Origin of the sequence: Novosphingobium arvoryzae, from assembly GCF_014652615.1 — a bacterium.
Classification (GTDB): Bacteria; Pseudomonadota; Alphaproteobacteria; order Sphingomonadales; family Sphingomonadaceae; genus Novosphingobium; species Novosphingobium arvoryzae.
Genome location: NZ_BMZD01000004.1, coordinates 130,776 through 151,129, shown reverse-complemented (window position 1 = coordinate 151,129; position 20,354 = coordinate 130,776). Strand labels below are relative to the sequence as shown.

The following is a 20,354-nucleotide window of genomic DNA, read 5'->3' as shown; positions in this document are numbered from 1 at the left end:
CGCCTGCGCGGCGATGCGGCACATCGGCGCGCATGACGCACACTGCCCTGCATCGCCGCCACTTCCTTGCCGCCACCGGCGCCGCCTTTGCCGCGCTCGCCGCCAGCGGGTGCCATGCCCGCGTGCCCGGAGTCGCCTCCGCCCCCGGCTATGGCCCGCTGCGCCCCGATCCGGCCGGCCTGCTCGATCTGCCGGAAGGGTTCTCCTACCGCGTGCTATCCAGGCTGGGCCAGGTAATGAGCGACGGCGCCCGCGTGCCCGATGCGGCGGACGGGATGGGCTGCTTTGCCCTGCCCGGCGGCAAACTGGCGCTGGTCCGTAACCATGAGTTGCGCCCCGGCAAGGACAGCGGCGGCGCGACCGGCGCCGCCTATGACCGCGACGCCAGCGGGGCGATCCTGCCGGGCGGCACGACCACGCTGGTGCTCGATGCCGCGACCCTGACGCTGGAGCGCGAGTTCCGCTCGCTGTCCGGCACGATCCGCAACTGCGCGGGCGGGATCACCCCGTGGGGCACCTGGCTGAGCTGCGAGGAGGACGTTTCGCGCGCCGGGGCCAAGGTCGGGCAGGACCACGGCTGGGCGTTCGAAGTCCCCGCCGCCGCCACCGGCCCGGTCGATCCGGTGCCGCTGAAAGCGATGGGCCGCTTCAACCGCGAGGCGGCGGCGGTCGATCCGGCCACCGGCATCGTCTATCAGACCGAGGACCGCGACGACGGCCTGCTCTATCGCTTCATCCCCGCCGTGCCGGGACAGCTGGCCAAGGGCGGGCGGCTGGAGGCATTGGCGATCGACGGCGGCGACGGCGCGATGAAGCCGGGTGACTGGCGCAGGGTCCGCTGGGTCGCGCTCGACAACCCGGAAAGCCCGGACGACGACTTGCGCAAACGCGGCGCGGCAGCGGGCGCGCTGCCCTTCGCGCGCGGGGAAGGCATCCACATGGGCGATGGCGAGCTGTTCTTCGCCTGCACCTCCGGCGGCGCGGCGGGCTTGGGACAGGTGTTCCGCCTGAAACCCGGCAAGGGCGGTGACCGGCTGCAACTGTTTTTCGAATCGACCGACCCGCAGCAGTTCAACTATGGCGACAACCTGACCGTGGCCCCCGACGGGCAACTGGTGGTGTGCGAGGACCAGTACACCGCCGTCTCCGACAACCACTTGCGCGGGCTTACCCGCGATGGCCGCCCCTACCCGCTGGCCCGCGTGGTGACGCAGACCGAACCGGCGGGCGCGTGCTTTTCACCCGATGGCAAAGTGCTGTTCGTCAACCTCTACAGCCCCGCCGCCACGCTGGCGATCACCGGGCCGTGGGCGCACTTGCGGGGGTAGGTGCAAGCCTCTTGCGCAGCAGCGCAGGGCCATTTACGCGTAGTAACTTACAAAAACACAGCGAGAGGAAACCGCCCATGTCCGATGCCGAATATACGCCGCCCCCGGTCTGGGTGTGGGACAAATCCAACGGCGGGCAGTTTGCCAATATCAACCGTCCCACCGCGGGCGCGCAGTTCGAGCGGGAATTGCCGGTCGGCAAGCATCCCTTCCAGCTCTATTCGCTGGGCACGCCCAACGGCCAGAAAGTGACGATCCTGCTGGAAGAACTGCTCGCGGCAGGGCACGCGGGGGCGGAATACGATGCGTGGCTGATCAACATCGGCCAGGGCGACCAGTTCGGCTCAGGCTTCGTCGCGCTCAACCCCAACAGCAAGATCCCGGCGATGCTCGACCAGTCCGGGCCTGAGCCGCTGCGCCTGTTCGAATCCGGCGCGATGCTGCTGCACCTGGCGGACAAGTTCAAAGCCTTCATCCCGCAGGACCTCAAGGGCCGGACCGAGACGATCTGCTGGCTGATGTGGCAGATGGGCAGCGCGCCGTTCATGGGCGGCGGCTATGGCCATTTCTACCACTACGCGCCGGTCAAAATCCAGTACGCGATCGATCGTTATGCCATGGAAACCAAGCGTTTGTTCGACGTTGCGAACAACCAGCTGAAGGAAACCCGGTTCCTGGCCGGCGATGAATACACCATCGCCGACATTGCCGCGTACACCTGGATCGGCAACCTCTATCGCGGCGAAGCCTATGGCAACACGCGCGAATTCCTGCAGTTGCAGGAATACGAGGCGGTCGGCCGCTGGGTTGGCGAAATCGACGCCCGCCCCGCCGTGAAGCGCGGCCGGCTGGTCAACCGCCCGTTCGGCGAGGAAGGCACGGTTTTGCGCGAACGCCACGATGCGGCAGACTTCGACGCGCTGAAACCGGGCATCCTGTAAGAACGTGAAAAGGGGGCGCTATGCCCCCTTCCCTTCCCCGTTTGCTCTGCTATGAGCGCGCTTCCCGCTGGGGCGTCGCCAAGTGGTAAGGCACCGGTTTTTGGTACCGGCATTCGCAGGTTCGAATCCTGCCGCCCCAGCCAGCAAGCTGTCCGGTTCGACAGGTGGCGCAGGTTCGAATCCTGCCGCCCCAGCCAGCACTTTTCCAAACCCACGAAAACACCGTCACCCCGGACCTGATCCGGGGCGACGAAAAATGATCAGCCGGCCGCGCTACAGCTTCAGCAGGTAATCCACGACCTGCTTGCGCCGGGCCGCATCGGGAATGCCGCCGAACGGCATCCGGGTTCCCGGCACCAGCTTTTGCGGTCCTTTCAGCCAGCGATCCAGCGTGGCGGCGTTCCACGTCAGGCCGGATTTCTTCAGCGCCTCGCTATAGGCATAGCCCGGCAGCGTGGCGGCGCGGCGGCCGGACAGGCCCGCCAGGCTGGGACCGAAGGCGTTGCGGCCGGGCTGCACGGTATGGCAGGCGGCGCACTGGGTAAACGCGGGTGGCGGAGGCGGCGGCGGCGCTTCGGCCAGCGCGGGCGTTGCCGCCCCGGCCATTAACGCCAGCAAAGCCATGCGAGAGAGGTTCATCGGATCCTCCATGTGCCGGAACAGAGGGGCGGAGGAGCCGCGATGGCTCCCCCGCCCCCGTTGTTGCAGCCAGGCGCTCAGTTGCGGCCCAGGTCCATCACCTTGGTCCAGGCGGCGACGAAGTCCTTCACGAACTTGTCCTTGCCATCGTTGGCGCCATAGACTTCGGCAACGGCGCGCAGTTCCGAATTGGAACCGAACACCAGGTCGACCGGGGTGGCGGTCCACTTCACCTGCCCGGTCTTGCGGTCCAGCCCTTCGTAGAGCCCGGCACTGCTCGCCGACTTCTGCCACTTCGTTTCCATGCCCAGCAGGTTGACGAAGAAGTCATTGGTCAGCTGGCCCGGACGGTTGGTGAACACGCCGTGCTTCGCGCCGCCGGTGTTGCCATCCAGCACGCGCAGACCGCCCACCAGCACCGTCATTTCCGGCACCGTCAGCGACAGCAGGTTGGCCCGATCCACCAGCGCATCGGCGGGCGACAGGCGGTTGCCATCGGCATAGTAGTTGCGGAAGCCATCGGCCGTCGGCTCCAGCACGCTGAACGAGGCAACGTCCGTCTGCGCCTGGCTGGCATCCATCCGGCCCGGCTTGAACGGCACCTGCACGTCATGCCCGGCCGCCTTCGCCGCCTGCTCGATCGCGGCCGCGCCGCCCAGCACGATCAGGTCGGCCAGGCTGACCTTCTTGCCGCCGGTGGCAGTGCGGTTGAAGTCCTTCTGCACCGCTTCCATCGCCTTGACGACCTTGGCGATTTCAGCCGGGTTGTTGACCGCCCAGTCCTTCTGCGGAGCCAGCCGCACCCGGCCGCCATCGGCGCCGCCGCGCTGGTCGGTATCGCGATAGCTGGCCGCTGCCGCCCAGGCCGCCCGGACCAGTTCACCTCCGGTCAGGCCGCTGGACAGGATCTTGCCCTTCAGCTGCGCCGCATCGTCGGCCGTGATCAGCGCATGATCGACCGCCGGGATCGGGTCCTGCCAGATCAGGTCCTGCTTGGGCGCATCGGCCCCCAGGTAGCGGTGCTTCGGCCCCATGTCGCGGTGGGTCAGCTTGAACCACGCGCGGGCAAAGGCATCGGCGAAGGCATCCGGATTGGCCCGGAACTTTTCCGAGATCTTGCGATAGGCCGGGTCCATCTTCAGCGACAGGTCGGTCGTGAACATGATCGGCTTGTGGGTCTTGCCCGGGATGTGCGCGTCGGGGACCATACCGGCGGTGGCGTCATCCTTGGGCACCCACTGGATCGCCCCGGCGGGGCTGCGGGTCTGGACCCATTCGAAAGCGAACAGGTTGTCGAGATACTGCGACGTCCACGCGATCGGGTTCGACGTCCACGCGCCTTCCAGGCCGCTGGTGACGGTATCTTCGGAATGGCCCTTGCCGCACTTGTTGGCCCAGCCCATGCCCTGCGCCTCGACCGAGGCACCGGCCGGATCGACGCCGACGCATTCCTCCGGCTTGCGCGCACCGTGCGCCTTGCCAAACGTGTGGCCGCCGGCGATCAGCGCGACGGTTTCCTCGTCATTCATCGCCATCCGGCCAAAGGTATCGCGGATGTCCTTGGCCGCCAGCAGTGGATCGGGATTGCCGTTCGGACCTTCGGGATTGACGTAGATCAGGCCCATCTGCACCGCCGCGAGCGGGTTCTGCAGCTTGCGGCCGGGGCTATAGCGCTGGTCGGCCAGCCACTTGTTTTCCGGGCCCCAGTAAACGATGTCGGCTTCCCAATCGTCGCTGCGGCCACCGGCAAAGCCGAAGGTCTTGAAGCCCATCGATTCCAGCGCGACGTTGCCGGTCAGCACCATCAGGTCCGCCCATGACAGCGCGCGGCCATACTTCTGCTTGATCGGCCAGAGCAGGCGGCGGGCCTTGTCGAGGTTGACGTTGTCGGGCCAGGAATTGAGCGGTTCGAACCGCTGCTGGCCGCCGGCCGCGCCGCCGCGCCCGTCAGCCGTGCGATACGTGCCCGCGCTGTGCCAGGCCATGCGGATGAAGAACGGGCCATAGTGGCCATAGTCGGCCGGCCACCAGTCCTGCGACGTGGTCATCACGGCCTTGATGTCGGCCTTCACGGCGTTGAGGTCCAGCTTCTGGAACTCGGCACCGTAATCGAAGTTGTCGCCCATCGGGTTCGATTCCGCGCCATGCTGGCGCAGTGCGCGCAGGTCCAGCCGCTCGGGCCACCAGTCCTGGTTGGTCATTACCGTGGCGGGTGCGGCCTGCTGGGCCTGCGCCGCCACCGGAACCGCTGCCGAAGCCAGCAGCGCAATCAGCGTAAGGGTCTTGGTTTTCATGGGGATCTCTCCTGCACAGCGCCCGGTCGTGGCCGGACTGAATGCCGGATTAACACCAGTGGTCCCGCGCGGGTGGCGGGATTGTCTGGATAGAGAAATCGGCAAAACCGAAGAAAAGTCGGAAACCGCTGATATATCACGATCAAGAATGGCGCCGGGCGCAGGGATTTAGGGGTAAATGCGTAATGCCCGGTCCACCCCCGGTCAGCCCGGCAACGCTATGTGCGGATCAAGCACAACAAACAGGGTTAGCAGGCTGAAAATGTTGAAAACCATTCCCCCCTCGCAGGTCGAACTCGGCATGTTCGTGCACAAGCTGGAGGGCAGCTGGCTGAAGCATCCGTTCTGGAAATCGCGGTTCCTGCTGGACGATCCGGAAACGCTGGCGGACTTGCGCGATGCCGACATTCGCGGCGTGGTGATCGATGTCAGCAAGGGGCGCGATGTGGCCCCTGCGCAGCCGCAGGTCCGGCGCGTCTTTACCCCGCCGATCCCCGGCGCGACCACCGCGCGCCGCCCGGCCCCCTTGCGCCAGCGTGCCGCACCCGATTTCGCCTCGACCGCGCGCACCGGGATGAACCGGGAGTTCGGCCAGGCGCAGACCGTTGCGAAGCGCGGCGAAAAGCTGGTCAGCCAGATGTTCCTGTCCAGCCGGCTGGGCAAAGCGGTGGATGCCGGCGCGGTGGAGCCGGTGATTTCCGACATCTTCGCCTCGGTCCAGCGCAACCCGCACGCCTTCAACGGGCTGATGCGGTGCAAGCGCGACAACCAGTTCATCTACCAGCACGCGCTGGCGGTCAGCGCGCTGATGATCTCGCTGGGGCGGGCCATGAAGCTGGCCCCGGCGATGATTCGCCATGCGGGCATGGCCGGGCTGCTGCTGGATGTCGGGATCGGCCACCTGCCGCTCAACCTCGACGAATATGGCGGGGACTACCGCGAATTCGGGGACGCAATCCTGCGCAACCACACCACGCTGGGCTATGATTACCTGCAACTGGGCGGCGATATTCCCGAAGAGGTCGCGCTGGTCGCCCTGCAGCATCACGAACGGATGGATGGCACCGGCTATCCCATGGGCATCAAGGGCGAACAGATCAGCCTGCTCTCGCGCATGGCCGCGGTCTGCGACACTTATGACATGCTGGTCACCGACAGCAGCCGCAAGCGCGGGCTGGACCCGGCCACCGCGATTGTCGAAATGCAGGAAATGACCGGCAAGTTCGACCCGGCCGTGCTGGCCGCCTTCATCGAGGCGATCGGCGCGCATCCGGTGGGATCGGTAGTGCGCTTGGCGTCGGACCGGCTGGCGCTGGTGGTCGATCAGGACCCCATCGACCACCGCCAGCCGCGCGTGCGCACGTTCTTCTCGCTCAACACCGGCAAGATGGTGAAGCCCGAAGACATTGCCCTGGCGCACTGCTTCGGGCGCGACCGGATCGTCGGGCAAGCCGATCCCGAGGCCTATGGCATCAAGGATTTCGACAAGCTGCGGCTGCGGATTTTCACCGCCGCGTGCAAGGCCGCCTCTTGAACCGGCGCGGTTGATCCGTGACAAGGCGCGCAAAGGGAGATTTCCGATGCGCGCGACCCAGGCCTTTATCGAACAGACCGGCGGCCCCGAAGTGATCCAGTGGCGCGAGGTGGACCTGCCCGCGCCCGGTCCCGGCGAAGTGCTGCTCCGCCACGAAGCGGTGGGGCTGAACTTCATCGACACCTATTTCCGCACCGGGCTGTACCCCGCGCGCCTGCCCACCGGCCTTGGCATGGAAGCCGCCGGGGTGGTGGAGGCCGTGGGCGACGGCGTGACGCAATTCGCGCCGGGTCAGCGCGTGGCCTATTTCGCCTCGCCCGGCGCCTATTCCACCGCGCGGCTGATCAAGGCCTCTGCGCTGTTCGCCGTGCCTGACGGGATCGATGCCCGCACGGCCGCGGCGATCCTGCTGAAGGGCGCAACCGTTGAAGCCCTGGCCGAACGCTGCGCGCCCGTCGCGCCGGGCGGCTGGGCGCTGGTTCCGGCGGCGGCGGGCGGCGTGGGGCAATTGCTGGTGCAATGGCTGACCGCACGCGGCGTGCGGGTGATCGGCACCGTCGGCAGCGCCGACAAGGTGCCGCTGGCGCAGGCAGCCGGGGCGGAACTGGTGTTCCTCTCCGGCGCGCCCGATCTTGTCGCCAATGTCCGCGAGGCCACGGGCGGCGCGGGCGTGGCGGTTGCCTATGACGGGGTCGGTGCGGCCAGTTGGCAGAGCTCGCTCGATTCGATGACGCGGCGCGGCACGCTGGTCAGCTTCGGCAACGCCAGCGGCCCGGTGACGGGCGTCGCCCTGCGCGATCTCGCCACGCGCGGTTCGCTCTATGTCACGCGCCCCGGTGTCTACGACTATTACGCCGACCCCGCCGAAGCGGCAGCGGGCGCGGCAAAGCTGTGGGACATGGTCCTGGCGGGCAAGGTCGCCGTCACCGTGGGGCAGGAATATGCGCTGACCGATGCGGCGCAGGCCCACATCGACCTCGAAGCCCGGCGCACCACCGGATCGACGTTGCTAATGCCCTAAACCCGCGCGAACCAGATCACGTGGCGGGGGCCCTTGCCCTTGCCGTTCTTGTCGATCCGGGCGCGCACTTCGACTTGCTCGACCTCGAAGCCGACATCCTCCAGCCGGCGGGTGAACTTCGGGTCGGGCGCGGCGGACCAGATCGCCAGTACGCCGCCGGGCGCGAGCGCGCGGCGGGCGTTGTGGAGGCCGGACTTGGAATAGATCCGGTTGTTTTCGGCCCGCACCAGCCCGTCCGGGCCGTTGTCGACATCGAGCAGGATCGCGTCGAACGGTTCGGGCGCGAGCAGCATGGCATCGGCCACATCGTCCATCCGCAGCGTCACGCGCGGATCGTCCAGGCAGCCTGCCGCAACTTCCGCCATCGGCCCGCGCGCCCATGCGATGATTTCGGGGACGAGTTCCGCCACCGTCACATGGCCCTGCGGCCCGATCCCGGCGAGCGCGGCCCGCAGGGTGAAGCCCATGCCATAGCCGCCGATCAGCAGGCGCGGGGCGCTTACCCCCGCCAGCCGCTCCAGCGTCATCGTCGCCAGCGCTTCTTCCGAGCCGCGCATGCGCGTGCTCATCAGCTCGTTATGCCCCAGCACGATCATGAAATCGCGCCCGTGGGCGAACAGGCGCAGCTCCTCGCCGCCGGGAACCCGCGCCGTGCCGAGCAGTTCGCGGGCGATCATGCCGCCCGCTGGGCGCGTTCGACCGCTTCGAGGTTGAGCATCTCGGCCAGCATGAAGGCCAGTTCGATCGACTGCGCGGCATTGAGGCGCGGGTCGCAGTGGGTGTGATAACGGTCCGCCAGCCCGGAATCGCTGATCGCGATCCCGCCGCCGACGCACTCGGTCACGTCCTGTCCGGTCATTTCAATGTGGATGCCGCCCGCGTGGGTGCCTTCGGCGCGGTGGACCGCGAAGAAGCCGTGCACTTCGCGCAGGATGCGATCGAACGGACGGGTCTTGAACCCGCTGTCGGCCTTGATCACGTTGCCGTGCATCGGATCGCAGCTCCACACCACCGGGTGCCCTTCCTGCTTCACTGCGCGGACCAGCGGGGCCAGGCCGGCTTCGACCTTGTCATCGCCGAACCTGCTGATCAGCGTGATGCGGCCCGCTTCGCGCGCGGGGTTGAGCAGGTCCAGCTGGCGGATCAGCTCGTCCGGAGCCATGCTCGGCCCGCACTTCATGCCCAGCGGGTTGCCCACGCCGCGCAGGAATTCGACGTGCGCCGATCCTTCGAAGCGGGTCCGGTCACCGATCCACAGCATGTGCGCGCTGGTGTCATACCAGTCGCCGGTCAGCGAATCCTGCCGGGTCATGGCCTGCTCATAGGGCAGGTGCAGCGCCTCGTGGCTGGTGTAGAAGCTGGTGCCCTGCAGCTGCGGCACGGTCTTGGGATCGATCCCGCAAGCCTGCATGAAGTCCAGCGCCTCGCCGATGCGGTCCGCCATTTCGGCGAACTTCGCCGCCCACGGGCTGCGGTCCATGAAATCCAGCGTCCACTGGTGAACCTGCCGCAAGTTGGCATAGCCGCCGGTCGAGAATGCGCGCAGCAGGTTCAGCGTCGCGGCCGACTGGCTGTAGGCCTGCAGCAGGCGCTGCGGATCGGGAATGCGCGCTTCGGGCGTGAAGTCGATCCCGTTGATGTTGTCACCCAGGTAGCTGGGCAGTTCCACCCCGCCCTGCACTTCGACCGGCGAGGAGCGCGGCTTGGCGAACTGGCCCGCCATGCGGCCCACCTTCACCACCGGCTGCTTGCTGGCGAACGTCATCACCACCGCCATCTGCAGCAGCACGCGGAAGGTATCGCGGATGTTGTTCGGATGGAACTCGGCAAAGCTCTCGGCGCAGTCGCCGCCCTGCAGCAGGAAACCCTTGCCCGCGGCCACTTGCGCCAGATCGGCCTTCAGCGCGCGCGCCTCACCCGCAAACACCAGCGGCGGAAACGTGGTCAGCGTATCCGTTACCCGCTTAAGGCCATCCGCGTCCGGATAGGACGGCAGATGCCGTGCTTCCTGCGTTGTCCAGCTGCTCGGATTCCAGTTGCTTGCCACGTCGATTGCTCCTTCAAGAGCGCGCGCCATAGCGGCGCGGCTCCGGAATTGCAAAAGTCGAAAAGCCGATGACTGCAATCACGCAACAAAAGTGCGAAGGATCAGCGGCCCTCCGCCCCGCTGCTGCGCCCGCCAGCGGTCGCGGGTGCGCTTTCGGGCAGGATCGCGACGCGCCACGATTTGCCCCGCACCAGATATTTGCGCGCCAGCGCCTGCATTTCGGCGGGCGTGGTGCGGGTGTAATCGGGCAGGATCGAGCGGATCGCCCCCAGCTTGCGCGGGTCTTCGGTCGCGCCTTCCAGCTGGTACATGAAGAAGGCACTGCTGGTGCTGGCGCGGGTGATCTGCTGGCGCAGCGGTTCGGTCACGCGTTCCAGTTCGTCTGCGCTAGGCGGGCGGGCGATCAGGTTCGCGGCGATTTCGTCCGCCGTCTGTAAGAACATCGGCACGGCCGCCGGCTGGAGCTGCGCCAGTGCCATTAGCCCGCCGCCGTTTTCCAGGTCTTCCGGCCATGAATTGCTGACTTGCGGCGCATAGGCGGCGCCCAGCTTTTCCCGCATCGCCAGCATCAGCCGGTTCTGGAACAGGTTGGCCAGAATCTCCAGCTTGCGGCTTTCGGTGATGCCCGCCATCCCGCCGCCGGTCGGCCAGGTGACGAACGCCGCCGCCTGCGTGGGATCGCCGCGATGGGTCAGCACCACCGGCGTGGTCGAGGCGGGCAATTCGGCAAAGCGCGGCGGCTGCAGGGTGCTGGGCAGCGGCGCGCGCTTCGGCAAGGCGCCAAAGGTCTTTTGCAGCGCGGCCAGCGCCTCGTTCCGGTCAAAATCGCCGAACAGCTGGATTTCTATCGGCCCCTGTTCCAGCAGCGGCTGCCAGACCTGGCGGAAACCTTCGGGCGTGGCGGCCTCCACCTCGGCCGGGGTCGGCACGCGGAAGCGCGCGTCGCCCCCGCGCTGAAGCGAACGGCCATCGCGCTGCCACACCCCTTGCGGGCTGGCGGCATAGCTTTCGTATTGCAGCCGCGCGGCGGCCTTGGCGCGCAGCACGGGCGCGGCATCCCAGCGCGGCTGGGCAAAGCGCGCGGCGAACAGATAGAGCTGGTCGGCCAGATCGGCCGGGCGGGTATCGGCGCTGAACTGGAACGCGCTGTCCTTGATCTCGAAATCGAAACCCATCTTGCGCCCGGTCGAAATCCGGTCGAGTTGTTCCTGCCCCAGCGAGCCCTGGCCCGACCCGACCAGCGCCATGTCGCCCAGCGTGATATAGGCCGCGTCTTCCGGCCGGAACGCGCGGAAGCCGGCACCCCAGCGCACCTTGACCGTCAACCGCCCCGGCTCATCCGTGGAAGGCCACAGCAGCGCCTTTACCCCGTTGGCCAGTTCGACCTGATCGATCCCCAGCACGCCAGTGGCGACATCGGCCTTGATCGCGCCGGGATCGCCCAGCGGCGGCAGGTCGGCAAAGGAAATCGGCTTGCTGTCCAGCCGGGCCTTGCCATCGGCCACGACCGGCTCCGCCAATGCCAGTTTCAGCGCGGCAGCATCGGCTTCCCCGGCCTTGGGCGTCAGCAGGGTGGAACGGATCACCGCCCCGGTGAACAGCTTGCGGGTGTGTTCCAGCACGGCCTGCGGCGTGAACAGCGGCACGGACTGGCGAAAGATCGACAAGACCGTTTCGGGCGAAGCGATAGTCTCGTTGATGTCGAGCGCCGTGACCATGTCATCGGCCAGCTTCGAACCGGCCAGCAGGCGGCGCTGCTCCACCCCGCTTTCGAACGCGACGCTGAATTCGGCCACTTCGCGGGCGATTTCCTCCTCGGTCGGCGGTTCGGCCATGGCATCGGCGATCACGGCGCGCACATCGGTGAGCGCCTGTTTCCAGTCCTCGGTCAACGGGGTGATCGACACGAAGGTCGCGTCGGTGGAACGGTTGAGCTTTTCCTGGTTCACTTGCGCGAACAGGAAACTGCCGCCGCCGCGGGCGCGCGCTTCCAGCCGGCGGTTGATGATCGCCTGCGCCAGCGAATCGATCATGATCCCCTGGTTGTAGACGATGGTGTCCTTCACCGGCCGCCAGGGCCGCATCACCGCATAGTTGACGCCGCGCGGCAGGTCCGGCTCCACGATCACGCCGGTTTCGCCGACCGGGTTGGCCGGATCGGCCCCGGCGGGGGCAACCGGATCACCGAAATCGGGCGCGGGTTCGGCCGGGCCGGTCACCGGCCAGTCGGCAAAGTATTTCTCGATCAGGCTGGCCATCAGCGCCGGGTCGGCATCGCCCACCGCGATCACCACCGCCCGTTCAGGGCGATACCAGCGCGCATGGAACGCGCGGACGCGGGCCTGGTTGGCGGCCTTCAGCGTGGCATCGGTGCCGATTACCGACCGGATCGCCATGCGCTGACCGGCAAACAACGTCTTTTGCGTCGCTTCGGCCACGCGCGCCGCCGTGCCGCCGCGCTCGCGCTTTTCGGCCAGCACGATCGGCACTTCGGCCCGCACGTTGCGCTCTGACAGGACCGGGGCGATCATCATGCCAGAGAGCAGCTTGAAGCTTTCCTCCAGCGACGCGGCGGTCACGTTTGGCAGGTCCAGCTTGAAGGTGGTGCTGATGGGAGACGTTTCGGCGTTGGTATCGCTGCCGAAGGTGGCGCCCAGCCGCTGCCAGGTGGGGATCGCCTGACCCTGCCCCAGATACTTCGACTGGCGGAACACCAGGTGCTCCAGCAGGTGGGCATAGCCCTGTTCGTGGTCGCGCTCGTGCAGCGAACCCACGTCCATGCGGATGCGGATCGAGACTTGCCCCGGCGGCACCCCGTTCTGGCGCACGACATAGCGCATGCCGTTGGCCAGCTCGCCGAACTTCCATTCCTTGTCCTGCGGCACATCGCTGTCGCGATAAAGCCAGGGCACCTCGGCAGCGGCGGCATCCGCCGCCACGGCACTGCGGTTGACCCGGTTCTGCGTCTGCGCGGAAACCGCCGACGGAACGATCAGGAGCAGCGCCAGAACACTGGCAAGGGAGCGCGAGGCGCGGGAATGGAAACGCATGGTCGCAGGTATAGGCAGGGCCAAGTTTAAGGGCCAGTGAATAGACCTGCCCTTCACCCGACTATTTCATCCCGGCCATCTCGCCCCGGTTACGTCTGGGGCAGGTCACTTCTGGGGATTGATCGCCACCAGCTCCACCTGGAACACCAGATCGGCGGAGGGCGGGATCGGCCCGCTGCCTTCCTCGCCATAGCCGAGCGTATGCGGAATGCAGAGCCGGTAGATGCTGCCCGGCGTCATCAGTTTCAGGCCGTCGGCAAAGCCGGGAATCACGCGGGTGACGGCAAAGGTCACGTCGCGGCCCTGATCGAACACTTCACCGTCCTTGGCCAGATAGCCGATGTAATGCACCTGCACCCGGTCGGACGCGGCCGGCATGCCGCCCTTGCCGGGGCGCAGCACCTTGTAGCGCAGCCCCTCTGCGGCAGCGGTATCGCACAGGCGCTGGCGCGGCGGAATGATCAGCTTGAGCGGCAGCGCAATCGCCAGCGGCGACGCGGTGGGCGCGGCTTTCATGGGCGGCTTCTTGGCCGGCCGGGATGCAGCACCGACCGGGGCGGCAATCAGCGCCAGCGCGGCGCAAGCGGACAAGGTGCGGAAAATCGTCGACATGGCCACCCCATAGGAACTTTTCATCGCCGCCCGCAAGGCCTGCGCGCTTGACCCCGGCGCGCGCGGGGCCATATGGGCAGGCATGTTCATCGAAACCGAAACCACCCCGAACCCCGCGACGCTGAAGTTCCTGCCCGGCGAACTGGTGATGCAGACCGGAACCCGCGAATTCCGCGACGAGGTAGAGGCCGCCGCATCGCCGCTGGCGTCCGCCCTGTTCGATCTGGGCGATGTGACCGGTGTGTTCTTTGGCCGCGATTTCGTGTCAGTCACGGCCGCGCCGGGGGTGGACTGGTCCGCGCTCAAGCCGCAGGTCGTGGCAATCCTGCTCGATCACTTCGTCACCGGCGCGCCGCTGTTCAGCGGGCCTGACGCCAGCGGCATCGTGGTCCCGGCCGAAGATGACGATTTCGGCGACGATCCGGCCCATGCCGATATCGTGGTGCAGATCAAGGAACTGATCGAAACCCGCGTGCGCCCCGCTGTCGCCAACGATGGCGGCGACATCGTCTATCGCGGTTTCCGCGACGGCGTGGTCTTCCTCTCGATGCAGGGGGCCTGCTCGGGCTGCCCCTCGTCCACCGCCACGCTCAAGAACGGGATCGAGACGCTGCTAAAACACTACGTCCCCGAAGTGACCGAAGTCCGCGCGGCCTGAGCCCGCCCACTTTCAACCAGACAGGAACCCTGCCCGATGTCCCAGCCGCTTGCCGATTCCGCGCTTGACCAGCTGTTCCGCACTGCCCGCACCTATAACGGCTATCTCGACAAGCCGGTGTCGACCGAGCAGCTCCACGCGATCTGGAACCTGATGAAGATGGCGCCGACGTCGGCCAACCAGCTGCCCGCGCGGCTGGTGTGGTGCGTCAGCCAGGAAGCCCGCGAAAAGCTGGCCGCCTGCTCCGCGCCGACCAACGCGCCCAAGATCATGTCGGCCCCGGTGGCGGTCATCATCGCGATGGATACCCAGTTCCAGGAACAGCTGCCGTGGCTGTTCCCGCACGCCGATGCGCGCAGCTGGTTCACCGGCAACGACGCGCTACGCGAACGCTCCGCCTTCATCAACACCACCCTGCAGGCCGCCTATTTCATCATGGCCGCCCGCGCGATCGGGCTGGATACCGGGCCGATGACCGGCTTTTCGAACGAGGCGGTGGACGCCGCGTTCCTGCCCGAAACGCCGGACTACAAGTCGGTGATGATCTCGACGCTGGGCTATGGCGATCCCGCCAGCATCTTCGACCGCAGCCCGCGCCCGGATTTCGACGTCTTCAACCGCATCGCCTGATCCCGCTGCCCCCATGCTCACATTGACCATCGATAGCGCGACCGAGGCCTGTTCGGTCGCGCTGCACGATGGCGGGGTGCTGGTCGCAGGCGACTGGCGGATGCTGGGGCGCGGCCATGCCGAACAGCTTGTGCCGATGATCGCGGCGCTGCCCGGCCAGGGCCGCGCCCCGCGCATTGCCGTGGCGCTTGGCCCCGGCAGCTTTACCGGCCTGCGCGTGGGCCTGGCCGCCGCGCGCGCGCTGGCGCTGGCGTGGCGGGCAGAGCTGGTCGGCTATCCCACCCTTGCCCTGCTGGCCGCGATGGCCCGCGCCGAACGCGGCGACCAACCGGTGACCGTCGCCACCACCGGCGGGCACGGCGAATGGTTCGTGCAGGATTTCGGCGCGGACGGCGCTGAGCTTGGCCCGCTGCAATCGCTGCCGCCCGCCGCGGCCGCCGCCCGCCCCGGCGCGGACCTGGTCGCCGGCAGTCAGGCCGAAGCGCTGGTCGCCGCGCGCGGCACCGGCACCGCCCTGCCGCTGTGGCCCGACGCGCGGCAGGTCGCGCTGTTGCCCGCTGCCGCGTTCTCTCCCGATGTCACGCTGCGCTATGGTCGCGCGCCGGATGCCCGCTTGCCGGGTGGCATCGCGCCATGACCACCCCCGGCAATGATCTGGCCGGCGATGATCTGGACCGGATCATGGCCGTGATGGAGGCCGCCTTCGATCCCGCCTATGGCGAAGCATGGAATCGCCGCCAGGTCGAAGACGCGCTGTTGCTGGGCAACTGTCATTATGGATTGATTGCCGCTGACGGAAATGAACCTGCGCCGGGCGAAGTCGCCGCCGGGTTCTTCATGTCGCGCACGGCCTATGATGAAGAAGAACTGCTCCTGATCGCGATCGCGCCACAATATCGTCGATTGGGACTTGGCCGGACATTGCTGGCGCGGTTCGCAGATACCGCACGGGAACGCGGCGCGGAACGGTTACTGCTTGAAATGCGCAGGGGAAATCCGGCCGAAGCGCTGTACCGGTCCGCCGGATTCACCCCCATTGGCCTGCGTCCTAACTATTACCGGATGCCTAATGGTGAAAGGATTGATGCAATCACTTTCGCCTGTGAAAATGACTAACAGTCATTCATCTGTTTGCTGCTGCACCAGTAAAATCCATCAGTATTGGCAACATCTTGTCGATTCCGGCTTGTATTAGTGGTTCGCGCGGTTAATTGCTCGTGCTAATGCCGGTTCCCGTTGCCAGCAGGATAACAAAACAAACGTGTCGCAAAAAACGAAGGGATAGTGCCATGGAATCGATCCAGGCCGATATGAATGAAACCCTGATCACGCTGACGTCGGACATCGTCGCAGCCCATGTCAGCAACAACAACGTGACCGTCGATGACGTGCCGGCATTGATCGCCAATGTTTATGGCGCGCTGGCCGGGCTGGGCCAGGCGGCTCCCGCCGTTGAAGCCGAACCGCTGAAGCCGGCCGTTTCGGTCCGCGCATCGGTCAAGCCCACGCATATCGTGTGCCTGGACTGCGGCATGGAACTGAAAATGCTGAAGCGCCACCTGATGACGCATCATGGCATGACCCCGGATGATTATCGCGCGCGCTGGAACCTGCCCGCCGATTATCCGCTGGTGGCCCCCAACTACGCCGAAACGCGCCGCGAACTGGCCAAGAAGATCGGTCTGGGGCGCAAGCCGGGCGTGAAGCGCGGCCGCAAGCCCAAGGCGTGACCTGACGGGCACTGTGCGCCAGTCGCCACGGCGACTGGTTCACAAGCTAATAACGCGTATCAGTTGAAGAATCCCCGCGCCGGTCTATGATTGGCGCGGCGATTTCATTTTTGACGGATTTCTCGTGCATCAAGCCATCGACATCGAAGCGCTCTGCGCCCAGCGCGGGCTGCGCATTACCGATCAGCGCCGGGTCATCGCCAAGGTGCTGTCCGAAAGCACGGACCATCCCGATGTGGAGGCGCTGCATGAACGTGCCTCGGCCATCGATCCGCGGATTTCCATCGCCACCGTCTATCGCACTGTCCGCCTGTTCGAGGAGGCCGGCATTCTTGACCGGCACGACTTTGGGGACGGTCGCTCGCGCTATGAAGCCGCGCCCGAGGCGCATCATGACCACCTGATCGACGTGGAAACCGGCAAGGTGATCGAATTCGTCGATCCGGAACTGGAAGCCTTGCAGCGGCTGATCGCAGAAAAGCTGGGCTATCGCCTGGTCGATCACCGGATGGAACTCTACGGCGTCCGGCTGGAGCGGGACGCCTGACCGGGTGAGCGTGGCGCTGCCCCGGGCGCGTCAGGTGCCGCTGGCGGGCTGGCTGCGCATTGCCGTCCGCATCGCCGCGATGGCCGCGCTGCTGCTGATCTGCGTCCCGCTGTTCCACGCGTGGAAGCCGTTCACCCGCCACAATCCCTGGCCCCGGCTGTTTCTGCGCGGCGTGGCCTGGCTGGCGGGTGTACGGCTGCGCCTGCGCGGCGAAAAGGTGCATCGCGGCGCGTTCCTGCTGGCCAACCACGTCAGCTGGATCGACATTCCCGCCATTGCCGGGGTCACCGGCAGCGCCTTTGTCGCGCATGACGGCCTCGCCTCCCTGCCGCTGCTGAAATGGCTGTGCGAACTCAACGACACGGTGTTCGTCGCGCGGCACGATCGCACCAGCATCGCGGCGCAAGTGCAGGCCGTCCGCACCGCGCTGTCCGATACCGGCGCGCTGACCATTTTCCCGGAAGGCACGACCAGCGACGGGACCGGGCTGCTCCCGCTCAAATCCTCGCTGCTGTCCGCGCTGGAGCCGCTGCCCGATGGGATCGCGGTCCAGCCGGTGCTGCTCGATTACGGGCCGGAAGCCGCCGCCGTGGCGTGGGTCGGGGATGAGCACGGGCTGGACAACTTCCTGCGCATCCTCGCCCGCCGCCGCCCGGTGGACCTGACGCTGCATTTCCTGCCGGTGCTGACCGGCAGCGAATTGACCAGCCGCAAGACCATCGCCGCCGCCGCGCGCGAGGCGATGCTGGCAACGCTGGCGCGATAGCACTTCAAAACCCGCGCCGATTGGCGTATCGGGCGGCGCTTATGGCCACTACCCCGCCCCCCCAGACCTATCGCGTCAAGAGCTTCGGCTGCCAGATGAACGTCTATGACGGCGAACGCATGGCCGAATTGCTGGGTGCGCAAGGGATCCGCCCCGCCGCCGAGGGCGAGGACGCCGATCTGGTCGTGCTCAACACCTGCCACATCCGCGAAAAGGCCGCCGAAAAGGTCTATTCCGACATTGGCCGCCTGCGCCGCGACGATGGCTCCAGCCCGCTGATCGCGGTCGCCGGGTGCGTCGCCCAGGCCGAGGGCGAGGAGATCATGGCCCGCGCCCCCGCCGTGAAAATGGTGGTTGGCCCGCAGGCCTATCACCGCCTGCCGGCGATGATCGAGCAGGCCACGCTGGGCAAGCGCGCGGTCGATACCGACATGCCCGCCGAAACGAAGTTCGGCGCGCTGCCCGCCCGGCGCAAGGTTGGCCCCACCGCCTTCCTGACCGTGCAGGAAGGGTGCGACAAGTTCTGCACCTATTGCGTGGTCCCCTATACGCGCGGCGCGGAAATTTCGCGCCCCTTCAACGATCTGGTGGCCGAAGCGCACAAGCTGGTCGAAGCTGGCGCGCGCGAGATCACGCTGCTGGGGCAGAACGTCAACGCCTGGCGCGATGACAGCAACCGCGGTCTGGAAAAGCTGATCGAGACGCTGTCCGAGATCCCGGAACTGGCCCGCATCCGCTATACCACCAGCCACCCCAACGACATGACCGACGGGCTGATCGCCGCGCATGGCGACCTGCCCAAGCTGATGCCGTTCCTGCACTTGCCGGTGCAGGCCGGCAACGACCGGGTGCTGAAGGCGATGAACCGCAGCCACACCGCGGACAGTTACCTGCGGGTGCTTGACCGGGTCCGCGCGGTGCGGCCCGACATCGCGCTGTCGGGCGATTTCATCGTCGGCTTTCCGGGCGAAACCGATGCGGAGTTCGAAGACACGCTGAAGCTGGTGGACGCCGTCGGCTATGCCCAGTGCTTCAGCTTCAAGTATTCCCCCCGCCCCGGCACCCCCGCCGCGACGATGGACGGCCAGATCGCGCCCGAAGTGATGGACGAGCGCCTGCAGCGCCTGCAAGCCGCGCTCAACCGCGACCAACTGGCCTTCAACCAGCGCAGCGTGGGCCAGCGTTGCACCGTGCTGGTCGAGCGCAAGGGCAAGTATCCGGGGCAATGGCTGGGCAAGTCGCCGTGGCTGCAATCGGTCCACTTCACCGGCGAGGCCGAAATCGGCGCGCTGGTGGAAGTGGAACTGGTCGAGGCCGGTCCGAACTCGCTGGCGGGTCGGCTGCTCGCCTGATCGGCTGAGCCGCGGAAATATCCACCGCTGCGCGCCCGCCCCCAGCTTGCGCCCGCACCAAGGGCGCCTATCTTCCGAATCGGGGCCGCGTTCGGCCCCCTTGAAAGGAGCGCATGGCCCGCAAACCTGTCCGCGCCCATGAACCGGCGCATACCCGCAGCGACCTCTCCCCCCGCGCGCAATCCTCGCGCGCCCGGACGGAGGTCGAGTTCGAGGAAGCGACCATCCTGGGGGCGCTGTTCGGACAGTTCGATGCCAACCTCGTCATGATCGAGAACCGGCTGGGCGTGTATATTGCCGCGCGCGGCAACCGGGTGCAGATCGAAGGCCCCGAAGACGCCGTCGCCCGCGCGCGCGATGTGCTGAAAGGGATGCACCAGCGGCTGATGCAGGGGCATGAACTGGATGCCGGGACAGTCGAATCGCTGATCACGATGTCGGCCGAACCGACCCTGGAAGGGATCGTTTCGGGCGGGCAGGACACGCCGTCGGTGATGATCCGCACCCGCAAGAAAACCATCGTTCCGCGCAGCGCCACGCAAGTGGAATACATGCGCGCGCTGGCCAGCAAGGACGTGATCTTCGCGCTGGGGCCGGCTGGCACCGGCAAGACCTATGTCGCGGTGGCGCAGGCGGTCAGCCAGCTGATCACCGGCAGCGTCCAGCGCCTGATCCTGTCGCGCCCGGCGGTCGAAGCCGGGGAGCGGCTGGGCTTTCTGCCCGGCGACATGAAGGAGAAGGTCGATCCCTATCTCCGCCCGCTCTATGATGCGCTCTACGATTGCATGCCGCCCGAACAGGTGGAGCGGCGCATCGCCAGCGGCGAGATCGAGATCGCGCCGATCGCCTTCATGCGCGGCCGCACGCTGGCCGATGCCTTCGTGATCCTGGACGAGGCGCAGAACACCACCCGCGAACAGATGAAGATGTTCCTGACCCGCTTCGGCATGAACAGCCGGATGGTGATTTGCGGCGACCCCAAGCAGGTCGACATTCCCGGCGGCCCCGCGATGAGCGGGCTGAACGACGCGGTGGGACGGCTGGAGGGGGTCGAAGGCATCGCCGTGACCCGCTTTACCGTGGCCGACGTGGTGCGCCACCCGATCGTGGGCCGGATCGTCGAGGCCTATGAGGGACCGGGCAGCTGACCTGACTCGAAATCGGGCGCGGGGTTCCTATATACGGGACTGAACCGACCCCGGAGG

Annotated in this window: 19 protein-coding genes and 1 tRNA gene; 14 read left to right on the top strand and 6 right to left on the bottom strand. The window is 66.9% G+C overall.

The window, feature by feature from the left end:
- Positions 1–32 precede the first annotated feature (32 nt).
- The 3 genes from IE113_RS10025 (at position 33) to IE113_RS10015 (ending at position 2,412) form a co-directional block, all read left to right on the top strand.
- Positions 33–1,328, top strand: coding sequence for an alkaline phosphatase PhoX (locus tag IE113_RS10025; RefSeq protein ID WP_189540996.1), 1,296 nt, complete (start codon positions 33–35; stop codon positions 1,326–1,328).
- 77 nt (positions 1,329–1,405) lie between these two features.
- Entirely contained in the window at positions 1,406–2,269 is an 864-nt protein-coding gene (gene yghU, locus IE113_RS10020) for a glutathione-dependent disulfide-bond oxidoreductase (RefSeq protein ID WP_189540994.1), read from the top strand.
- Between the two features lie 68 nt (positions 2,270–2,337).
- Positions 2,338–2,412: transfer RNA gene (locus tag IE113_RS10015), tRNA-Gln, on the top strand.
- A gap of 130 nt (positions 2,413–2,542) precedes the next feature.
- Here the strand turns inward: IE113_RS10015 and IE113_RS10010 are convergent.
- Entirely contained in the window at positions 2,543–2,908 is a 366-nt protein-coding gene (locus tag IE113_RS10010; RefSeq protein WP_229822270.1) for a c-type cytochrome, read from the bottom strand.
- Between the two features lie 77 nt (positions 2,909–2,985).
- The gene (gene katG / locus IE113_RS10005; RefSeq protein WP_189540992.1) at positions 2,986–5,202 is read right to left on the bottom strand and encodes a catalase/peroxidase HPI; all 2,217 of its coding nucleotides are present in this window, start codon (positions 5,200–5,202) and stop codon (positions 2,986–2,988) included.
- Between the two features lie 265 nt (positions 5,203–5,467).
- Here katG and IE113_RS10000 point away from each other — a divergent pair, with 265 nt between their 5' ends.
- Complete coding sequence (locus tag IE113_RS10000) at positions 5,468–6,736, top strand: cyclic di-GMP phosphodiesterase (RefSeq protein WP_189540990.1); 1,269 nt, start codon at positions 5,468–5,470, stop codon at positions 6,734–6,736.
- Positions 6,737–6,782: 46 nt separating this feature from the next.
- Positions 6,783–7,757, top strand: a complete 975-nt coding sequence (locus IE113_RS09995; protein WP_189540989.1) for a quinone oxidoreductase family protein — start codon at positions 6,783–6,785, stop codon at positions 7,755–7,757.
- On the opposite strand, the gene IE113_RS09990 is transcribed toward IE113_RS09995, so the two are convergent.
- From IE113_RS09990 to IE113_RS09975, 4 genes are all read right to left on the bottom strand, one after another.
- A complete protein-coding gene (locus IE113_RS09990) occupies positions 7,754–8,434 on the bottom strand; it encodes a spermidine synthase (RefSeq protein ID WP_189540987.1) in 681 nt (226 codons plus the stop codon). The genes IE113_RS09995 and IE113_RS09990 overlap by 4 nt on opposite strands.
- A complete protein-coding gene (locus tag IE113_RS09985; RefSeq protein WP_189540985.1) occupies positions 8,431–9,804 on the bottom strand; it encodes a class II 3-deoxy-7-phosphoheptulonate synthase in 1,374 nt (457 codons plus the stop codon). Before IE113_RS09985 ends, IE113_RS09990 begins: the two co-directional genes overlap by 4 nt.
- Positions 9,805–9,905: 101 nt before the next feature.
- Positions 9,906–12,854: a M16 family metallopeptidase gene (locus tag IE113_RS09980; RefSeq protein WP_189540983.1), complete on the bottom strand. Its 2,949-nt coding sequence runs from the start codon at positions 12,852–12,854 to the stop codon at positions 9,906–9,908.
- A 105-nt stretch (positions 12,855–12,959) separates the two neighbouring features.
- Complete coding sequence (locus IE113_RS09975) at positions 12,960–13,466, bottom strand: FKBP-type peptidyl-prolyl cis-trans isomerase (protein WP_229822268.1); 507 nt, start codon at positions 13,464–13,466, stop codon at positions 12,960–12,962.
- 82 nt (positions 13,467–13,548) lie between these two features.
- Between IE113_RS09975 and IE113_RS09970 the strand changes: the two genes are divergently transcribed.
- The 9 genes from IE113_RS09970 (at position 13,549) to IE113_RS09930 (ending at position 20,297) form a co-directional block, all read left to right on the top strand.
- Positions 13,549–14,124, top strand: coding sequence for a NifU family protein (locus IE113_RS09970; RefSeq protein WP_189540981.1), 576 nt, complete (start codon positions 13,549–13,551; stop codon positions 14,122–14,124).
- A gap of 36 nt (positions 14,125–14,160) precedes the next feature.
- A complete protein-coding gene (locus IE113_RS09965; protein ID WP_189540979.1) occupies positions 14,161–14,754 on the top strand; it encodes a malonic semialdehyde reductase in 594 nt (197 codons plus the stop codon).
- A gap of 13 nt (positions 14,755–14,767) precedes the next feature.
- Positions 14,768–15,391, top strand: coding sequence for a tRNA (adenosine(37)-N6)-threonylcarbamoyltransferase complex dimerization subunit type 1 TsaB (gene tsaB, locus IE113_RS09960; RefSeq protein WP_189540977.1), 624 nt, complete (start codon positions 14,768–14,770; stop codon positions 15,389–15,391).
- Positions 15,388–15,870, top strand: coding sequence for a GNAT family N-acetyltransferase (locus IE113_RS09955; RefSeq protein ID WP_229822266.1), 483 nt, complete (start codon positions 15,388–15,390; stop codon positions 15,868–15,870). Before tsaB ends, IE113_RS09955 begins: the two co-directional genes overlap by 4 nt.
- Before the next feature lie 173 nt (positions 15,871–16,043).
- Positions 16,044–16,484, top strand: coding sequence for a Ros/MucR family transcriptional regulator (locus tag IE113_RS09950; protein WP_189540975.1), 441 nt, complete (start codon positions 16,044–16,046; stop codon positions 16,482–16,484).
- A gap of 124 nt (positions 16,485–16,608) precedes the next feature.
- Positions 16,609–17,031 (top strand): Fur family transcriptional regulator, encoded by a 423-nt coding sequence (locus tag IE113_RS09945; RefSeq protein ID WP_189540973.1) that lies wholly within the window; start codon positions 16,609–16,611, stop codon positions 17,029–17,031.
- Between the two features lie 10 nt (positions 17,032–17,041).
- Positions 17,042–17,797 (top strand): lysophospholipid acyltransferase family protein, encoded by a 756-nt coding sequence (locus IE113_RS09940; RefSeq protein WP_308430057.1) that lies wholly within the window; start codon positions 17,042–17,044, stop codon positions 17,795–17,797.
- Between the two features lie 41 nt (positions 17,798–17,838).
- Complete coding sequence (gene miaB / locus IE113_RS09935; RefSeq protein ID WP_189540971.1) at positions 17,839–19,149, top strand: tRNA (N6-isopentenyl adenosine(37)-C2)-methylthiotransferase MiaB; 1,311 nt, start codon at positions 17,839–17,841, stop codon at positions 19,147–19,149.
- Positions 19,150–19,262: 113 nt separating this feature from the next.
- Entirely contained in the window at positions 19,263–20,297 is a 1,035-nt protein-coding gene (locus tag IE113_RS09930; protein ID WP_189540969.1) for a PhoH family protein, read from the top strand.
- Positions 20,298–20,354: the final 57 nt, after the last annotated feature.